The sequence below is a fragment of the Erythrobacter sp. SD-21 genome (genome assembly GCF_000181515.1).
In the GTDB taxonomy this organism is placed as follows: domain Bacteria; phylum Pseudomonadota; class Alphaproteobacteria; order Sphingomonadales; family Sphingomonadaceae; genus Qipengyuania.
In genome coordinates, this window is the sequence record NZ_ABCG01000007.1 from 175,660 (window position 1) to 183,371 (window position 7,712).

Consider the following 7,712-nt stretch of genomic DNA (forward strand, 5'->3'; position numbering starts at 1 on the left):
GCGAACCATGCGAGCAGAATTCGCGCACGAACAGGCGCAGACCTACCTGCGGCAACGCAACCGCTTTGCCGTGCTGGCAGGTGTCCTGGGCCTGACCACGCTGGTCAGCCTCGGCGCCGCGGTCACCCGCGACGAGCAGGTTGTGTTGGTGCCGATCACCTCAGAGCGGATCACCGTCTCGAGCGGCGGGATCGACGCGCCCTATCTCGAACTTGTCACCCGCGACACGGCACTGATGCTCCTCAACCGGGCGCCCGAAAGCCTCGATTACTGGATGACGAACATCCTGAAGCTCGCCGATCCCGCCGCGCACGGCCGCCTCAAGGCCGAGCTCGTCCAAATCGTCGAGGAACAGCGCGGCTCGGACATCAGCCAGGCCTTCGTGATCGCGGAAATGCACGTCGACCCCAAGGCCCTGACCTCGACCGTCACCGGCACGCTCAAGACCTTTGTCGGCACGCAGGTGATCGCGAGCCAGCGCCGCTCCTTCCGTTTCCGCTGGTCGAAGCGTGGCCTCAGCCTTGCGCTCGCCGGCTTTGAGCAACTTCCCACCGACAAGGAGGAACCCGGCCAATGAGCCTTCTCCCATCTCCCCTCGCTGCTGCGCTTGCCGGAACCGGCCTTGCCTGTTTCGCGATCGGCGCGACAAGGCGCCCCGATCCCGGGCTCAAGCTGACCGGCCTCGCCGTGCTTGCCTTCGCGCTCGCGCCGGTCCCGGCGTATGCCGACCAATTCGTCGAAGCGGCCGACAACGCGACCATCGACTGCGAGCTCGCTCGCGGCGAACTCACCCGGATCGCGCTTATCGATGACGGCTTTGCCAATGTCTCGAAGATCGCGAGCGGTTTTCCCTACAATGATTTCCAGGTGACGCACGAGCCAGTGCGCGGAGACATCTATATCTCCGTGCCCCCGCAATTTGCCGCTGCCCGGGTCAGCTTCTTTGCGACCAGCAAGGCGGGCTACGTCTACAAGTTCGCCTGCCGTCTCGGCGGCGAGGAAGCGACCCAGCTCTTCATCACCAATCCCGCGCTCGCTAAAGCCGCGGCCACCGAATGGGAGACCGAGACCGGTCCCGAGGACGCCGCGATCCGCCTGATCGAGGCGATGGCGAGCGATGCCGTCCTGCCCGGATTCACTGCCCGCGCCGAACTGTCGGCTCCGCGCCGTACCGGCGGGATCGAGGTCCAGCTGGTCGCCGAATACCAGGGCGATGAACTTACCGGACAGCGCTTCCTCGTGCGCAACCTCGGCCAGGAAAGCCTTGCGCTTGGCTCCGAGCGCGAAGGTGCCGCAGGCGCGCTCGCTTTTGCCTATGGCCGCGATGCACTCGCTCCCGGTGAAGCGACCAGTGCCTTCCTAGTCTTTGCCAAGGGAGGACTCGACTGATGGCCGAGGCACCACAGAAGGACGCCGGAAAGAGGCCTCTGCCGGGCTCGCCGGAAGCGCGAGAAAGCGGACGGCGCAACCTCAATTCGCAGATCGCACAGCGCCAGAAGATGCTGCTCGCCGGGATCGGGGCCATCGCGCTCATCGGCGGCGGCATGTTCATTTTCGGCGGCGACGGCGACGAGGCTGGCACCGATGCCAATGGTGCGGCGACAATCGACACCGGCGGCCTCGTCAATCGTAACCTCTCGCAGCGCGAGTTCGTCGCGAGCTACGGTAACCGGCTCGATGCACAGGGCCGCGCGATCAAGGATCTCCAGCAGGCCCAGCTGCCGCGCCCCGAGATCGAACAGGAGCTCGAAGCCCTGCGCAGCGAGAACGCGCAGATGCGCTCCGACGGCCAGGCGGCGATCGACGCGATCTCGGCCGAGAATGCCAATCTGCGATCACAGCTGAGCGAAGCTGCGAAGGCACCTGCCGCCGCGCCGCCACTGCCACCGCCACCTGCCTATGGACCCGGCGTCGGCACCGGCGGAGCTGTCCAGCCACCGCAAGGAGCGCCGGAAACGCAAGGCGGACAGCTCAGCCTGATGAGCTTCAGCGCGGAGACGGGCAAGGACGGCAAGCCGCGTGCGGCAGAGACTGCGCCAGCCTTGTTGCTCGAAGCGAGCCGCGATTACCTTCCGCCCAACAGCTACGCACCGGCAACGGTCATCGTGGGTGTCGATGCCTCGACCGGCGTTGCCAGCCAGAGCGATCCGCTTCCCGTGGTGCTCCGGATCACCGGTCCGGCCCGCTCGGTGATGCGCGGCAACAAACTGCTCACCACCGATATCACCGGCTGCCTCGTCAATGGCGCGGCGCGCGGCGATCTCTCGGCGGAGAAGGTCTACGTCAAGCTGGTGCGCATGACCTGCGCGCAACCCGGTGGGCGCTTCGCGGTGAGCGAGGTCAAGGGGTTCATCTCCTTTGCCGGAAAGTCAGGCGTGCGCGGCCGCGTGGTCAGCCGCGAAGGCAGCCTTGTCAGCCAGGCGCTGCTGGCCGGGATTGTCGGCGGCTTCGGTCGCGGATTCTCAGCCAACGCCAACGGCATCTTCACCGGCCAGGTCGGCGCCAACGGTCAGCGCGAAGCGCTGTCGCCAACCGACATTCTCGCCGGTGGCTTCGGCCAGGGTGCCGGCGAGGCTGCCGACACCGTCAGCCGATACCTCATCGAACGTGCCGAACAATACCAACCCGTCGTCGAGATGCCGACCGGCATCGAGGTCGAGATCGTCTTTCTCGACGGCGTCCACGTCAGGAGCCCCTCCAAATGAACTACAATGACTCGCCGCCGGGCCTGAAGGCCCGCGCCGCCCACCTTGCCCTTGCCCTCTCGAGCGCCGCCGCCGTGCTGACGCTCGGCGTCTCTGCCGTCACTGCGATGCCTGCGAGCGCTGCGGGCATGGCGAGTGATGTCGCGCAGGCACTGAAACTGCGGCTGCCCAAGACCCCGATCGATGCGATCAGCTGCGACACGCTGGGCCCCTGGTGCGAAGTCGTCTCGGGCGACACGCTGTTCTACATCGACGAGACCGCCCGCTACCTTTTCGTGGGCCGTCTCTACGACATGGAAGAGCGGCGCGACGTGACCGCCGCCCGCTTGCTCGAACTCAATCCCGACCTGCTTGCGGCCGGTGCGGCACGCGTAGCGAGCGATGCGCCGGCGGGACGCGACGAAACGCCTGTCCAGGCGGCCGCCAACCATGTCGACCTCTCGTCGCTTCCGGCTGCCGGCGCGATCCACTGGGGCAACCCCAAGGGCGAAAGGCTGGTTGTCTTCTCGGACTTCCAGTGCGGCTACTGCCAGCGCCTGACCGCCGAACTCGCCAAGGCCAAGGTTCATGTCGAAGAGCGACCGATCTCGATCTTCGGCGCGGCAAGCCGCAAGATTTCCGAGGCCGTGCTGTGTGCCAAGGATCCGGCAAAGGCCCTCCATGCGGCCTACGCCGGCCAGGCTCCGGCGACCGGCAAGACCTGCAAGGACGCCAAGGCACTCGATGCCAACGAAGCCTTCGCAAAGGCCAACGGGTTTGCCGGAACTCCGGTCATCGTGCGCGCCCGCGATGGGGCGGTGCTTCATGGTTACCGCGATGCCGCGGCGATCCGCCGCTTCGTCGCCGAGGGCAAGGGAGAGGCGCAATGAGCCGGCTCCCGATCCTTCGCGCCGTGGTGCTCGCTGCGCCGCTCCTTTTGGCCAGTGGCTGCGCCAGCCTTGGCGGCAACGTCAAAGGCAGCTTTGCCTGCCGCGCTCCCGAAGGGACCTGCGCGCCGACTTCCGCGATCGATGCCGGGGCGACCGGCATCGAAAAGGCCGACACGTCTGAGGCGCATCGGACGGTGACCCCGAACGGCGAAGCGGTTCGCCGCCTGCAGGTCGTGCTGACGCCCTACCGTGACGCTGCGGGCCGCGACCATGAGGCGCGCGTCGTTCACCTGACGTTGCCCGAACAGGCAGGGACAGGCTGGCGCGCGCCGCAGGGCCGCCGCGAAGTGCTGCGCTCGCTGGCATCGACCATTGCCGCGACGCGCGAGGGCAAAGCCGCACCTGAATTCCAACCCACAGACACATTGCCGGAACAGCTGTTCATCCCCTCGCAGCCCGTTCCGGCGATGCCCGGCGCTGACGCGCCGGAACCCGGGGGACCTGGCTCGTTTTCCCCTCCCCGCGAGCCGGTCCCCCACCCTGACATGACCGAAGGAGAGAGCCAGTGACGCTATCCCTTGCTGCCGCACGCGACGCACTCTCGCGGGGCCTGTTTGCCGACACGGCTCGGCCTGAAAATCCGCAAGCACATTTCGGGCTCGACATGCTCTCGGACTGGCTGCCCTACCGGGTTTATGACGAGGGGGCGAAGCTCTACCGCAACGCCCGTTCGAAGGGCTTCGTCCTTGAAGTCACCCCGCTGATCGGGGCCGACGAACGGACCGGCGAGATCCTCGGCCAGTTCTTCTCCGAAGGCCTGCCACAGGGGGCCTGCCTCCAGGTCCTGAACTTCGCATCTCCGCGTATCGGCGGCGTGGTCGGCCCCTGGTTCGCTCCGCGCTACGAGCAGGGCGGGATCTACGAGGCAATCGCCAGAGCGCGCACCAAGCGCCTTTACGATCTCGTCTGGAATTCGGGCTCGGCGCATGCGCCGTTCCACGCCCGCAACGTCCGGCTGATCGTCTCGCTTGGCGTACCGGTGCCCGGCAGTGTGACCGACGCAGAACTCTCCGAATGCCGCGAAGGGTTGATGGGCATGCTCCATTCGCTCGGACTCCACGCGCAAGAGCTGCGCCCGGGCGGATTGCTGGCGCTGATCGACGAGCTCACCTCGCCGACCACCGCGCACGAGACCGCTATCCATGCGTGGAACCCGCATGATACGCTCGATGTCCAGGCCATCCGCCGCGACATCGAGCTCGAGGTCCAAGACGATCGCCTGATGCTCAGGACCGAGCGCTTTCGCGAGACCGGCCGCGACGAAGAGGGCAATCCCGAAGTCGGCGAATGCTATCCCGACCATTTCGACGTGCGGCACTATGCCGTGCGCTCTACCCCTGAGCGCTGGGCACCCTGGGAATGCGCGCGGCTCATCGGCGACATGTTCACCGACAAGCTGCGCTTCCCCTGTCCGACGGCGACCATGCTGTGCCTCGTCTACCCCGACCAGGAAGCCGCATCGGCGCGCGCGGGCTTCAAGTTCATGCGCACGACCAGCCTCAGCCAGACCAAGAGCGCGCGCTTTCTCCCCAAACTCGCCGAACAGTCGGCAGAATGGCGCCACGTTCAGGCAGAACTCCAGGCCGGCAAGAAGCTCGTGAAGCTGTTCTACGGGCTCACCAGCATCTCGCCGCTCGGCCAGGGCGACGCGCACGAACGCATCATCAAGGCGATCTACAAGGCAGCGGGCTGGGATTTGGCAGACGAGCGCTTCCTCCAGCTGCAGGGCCTCGTCGCCGCATTTCCCCTGAGCCTTGCCGATGGCCTCGCCGACGACATGGCGCGGCTGAAGCGTCTCAAGACCATGCTCTCGACGACAGCGGCACATATCGCGCCGATGCAGGGGGAATATCTCGGCGGCGTGATCCCGCACCTTCTGCTCGTCGGTCGGCGCGGCCAGCCCTTCTGGTGGTCGCCGTTCGAAAACTCTGCCGGCAATCACAATATCGCGATCTGCGGCAAGTCGGGTTCGGGCAAGTCGGTGCTGCTGCAGGAGCTCTGCGCCGCCTTGCGCGGCGCGGGCGCCAAGGTCGTGGTGATCGACGACGGGCGCAGCTTCGAGCATTCGGTCAAACTGCAGGGTGGGCGCTTCGTCGAGTTCACGCTCGCCTCGGGCTTTTCCCTGAACCCCTTCTCGATGGTCGACGATGCCCGCGCGCACGACGACGAGGACTACCGCCTCGACTGCTTTGCCATGATCAAGGCGATCGTCGGCCAGATGGCGCGACCCGGCACCGCGCCGAGCGATACCGAACGCGGACTGATTGACCGGGCGGTGACTGCGACCTGGGAGGCCCTGGGAAGCGGCGCATCGGTCGACGATGTCGCGCACGCTCTCCACGGTTCGGAAAGCGAGGCGGGCCGCGATCTTGCCACCGCGATCGCGCCCTTCTGTCGCGGCGGCAGCTACGGCGGGTTCTTTGCAGGTAAGGCGAGCTTCGCGCTCGACGATGATTTCACCGTCTTCGAGATGAGCGACCTCGCGTCCCGCGAGGAACTGCGCAGCGTCGTCCTTTCGGCGATCATGTTCATGACCAGCCAGGCGATGACGCGCTCATCTCGGGCGACCAAGAAGTTGCTGCTGATCGACGAGGCCTGGGCCATGCTCAAGGGCGGGTCGATGGGCGAGTTCGTCGAGACCTATGCCCGCACCGCGCGCAAATATGGCGGCGCGCTCGCGACCGCGACCCAGTCCTTGAACGACTACTACAAGTCCGATGGCGCGCGCGCTGCCCTGGAAAACAGCGACTGGATGCTGGTGCTCCAGCAGAAGGCCGAGACGATCGCCGATTTCAGGGCGAATGCGCGGCTCGACATGGACGACCGCACCGAGACGCTGATCCGCAGCCTCAAGCGTTCGGGGACCGAGTACAGCGAGGTCTTCATCAAGGGTCCCGAGACCGAGGCGGTCGGCCGGCTCGTGCTCGATCCCTTCTCGGCGACGATCTACTCCTCCGATCCCGACACCTATGCGGCGATCCAGGACTGCGAGCGGCGTGGGCACAGCCTCGCCGATGCCATCCGCATCGTGGCGGGAGGCGGACAATGATGGTCTCGCACCTCGTCGACCGGACCCCTCCGGCCAACATCCGCAGCCTGATGCCATTCCTGCAAGGGAGCTGCTTCGTCCTCATCGAGACCGCGCGCTTTGCCGCGACCTCGCTGCTGATCGTGCTGGGAATGCCGCTCGCGCTGTTCCTGTTCGTTGCGGGCTGGGACCTTGGCGGCCTCTTCACCCAGCTCGCCAATCTGTCGGATCGCTACCTCGAAGCCGACGGCCTGCGCCGCAGCCTGTTCAGCCAGGACCTCAAGGGCTGCTTTCTCGTGCTGACGGGCGCGGTGACGCTGTTTCGCATGCCGCGCTTCCTGAAGCGGCTCGCGGCCGACCTCGACAACCATCCGGCCCGGGAGGCGAACCGTGACTGACACGCGCAGACTACCATCCTTCAATCGCCCGCTGTTGCTGAGAATTCTCAGCGTGCTCGCGCTCGTGGTCGCACTACTCTGGGCAGCCTGGGTCAGCCGCGAACTGTCCGAGCCGCGCCAGCAGATCGTCACCGTCCGGCTTGCCGAGACCATCGCAGGTTTCGTCGATGCCGAAGCGCGCGGGCAGCAGGATCCCGAAGCCAGCCAGGCGCGCGTGCTCGCTTTCCTCCAGGCGTCCGAGCGCGCCGTTGCAGAAATGGGGACCGATGGCCGCGTGGTGCTGGTCGGCGAAGCGGTGCTCGCGGGCGATGCCCCCGATGCCACCGACGAACTGCGCGCACGGATCGCCCGCCAGCTTGAGCAGGGAGGCGGTCAGTGACGCACTTTGCCACTCGCCTTGTCCGCACGATCAAACGGCCGTTCGTCCTGACCGCGCTGGTGTTGTTGCCGCTCGGATGGGGCGCGGTTGACGCCTTCGCAAAAGACCATGCCTTCCTCATCAATACCAGCCCGAGCCTGCCCAACTGGGCCTTCTGGCTCGACAAGCACGCGCGGATCGAGCGCGGCAGCCTGATCTTCTTCGAGCCGCCGGCAAGCAGGCTCGTCGAAGTGCATTTCGGAAAAGGCGCGCAGCTCTTCGGCAAACGGGTGC

The 7,712-nt window shown here is 66.5% G+C and carries 8 protein-coding genes and 1 pseudogene; all 9 read left to right on the forward strand.

Annotated elements, in window-relative coordinates; genetic code table 11:
* Positions 1-7: 7 nt before the first annotated feature.
* On the forward strand, positions 8-577 hold the full coding sequence (locus ED21_RS12145; protein ID WP_006834209.1) for a type IV conjugative transfer system protein TraE: 570 nt from the start codon (positions 8-10) through the stop codon (positions 575-577).
* Positions 574-1,389: a type-F conjugative transfer system secretin TraK gene (locus ED21_RS12150; protein WP_006834210.1), complete on the forward strand. Its 816-nt coding sequence runs from the start codon at positions 574-576 to the stop codon at positions 1,387-1,389. Before ED21_RS12145 ends, ED21_RS12150 begins: the two co-directional genes overlap by 4 nt.
* Positions 1,389-2,705, forward strand: a complete 1,317-nt coding sequence (locus ED21_RS12155) for a TraB/VirB10 family protein (RefSeq protein WP_006834211.1) — start codon at positions 1,389-1,391, stop codon at positions 2,703-2,705. Before ED21_RS12150 ends, ED21_RS12155 begins: the two co-directional genes overlap by 1 nt.
* Entirely contained in the window at positions 2,702-3,574 is an 873-nt protein-coding gene (locus tag ED21_RS12160) for a DsbC family protein (RefSeq protein WP_006834212.1), read from the forward strand. The genes ED21_RS12155 and ED21_RS12160 overlap by 4 nt, the downstream gene beginning before the upstream one ends.
* On the forward strand, positions 3,571-4,143 hold the full coding sequence (locus ED21_RS12165) for a hypothetical protein (RefSeq protein WP_006834213.1): 573 nt from the start codon (positions 3,571-3,573) through the stop codon (positions 4,141-4,143). The genes ED21_RS12160 and ED21_RS12165 overlap by 4 nt, the downstream gene beginning before the upstream one ends.
* Positions 4,140-6,683, forward strand: coding sequence for a type IV secretion system protein TraC (gene traC / locus ED21_RS12170; RefSeq protein ID WP_034922560.1), 2,544 nt, complete (start codon positions 4,140-4,142; stop codon positions 6,681-6,683). Before ED21_RS12165 ends, traC begins: the two co-directional genes overlap by 4 nt.
* A complete protein-coding gene (locus tag ED21_RS12175) occupies positions 6,680-7,060 on the forward strand; it encodes a hypothetical protein (protein WP_006834215.1) in 381 nt (126 codons plus the stop codon). The genes traC and ED21_RS12175 overlap by 4 nt, the downstream gene beginning before the upstream one ends.
* Positions 7,053-7,439: a type-F conjugative transfer system protein TrbI gene (locus ED21_RS12180; protein ID WP_233995752.1), complete on the forward strand. Its 387-nt coding sequence runs from the start codon at positions 7,053-7,055 to the stop codon at positions 7,437-7,439. Before ED21_RS12175 ends, ED21_RS12180 begins: the two co-directional genes overlap by 8 nt.
* A pseudogene (locus ED21_RS12185) lies at positions 7,436-7,712 on the forward strand (S26 family signal peptidase); the annotation flags it as partial. The gene ED21_RS12180 and the pseudogene ED21_RS12185, both read left to right, overlap by 4 nt.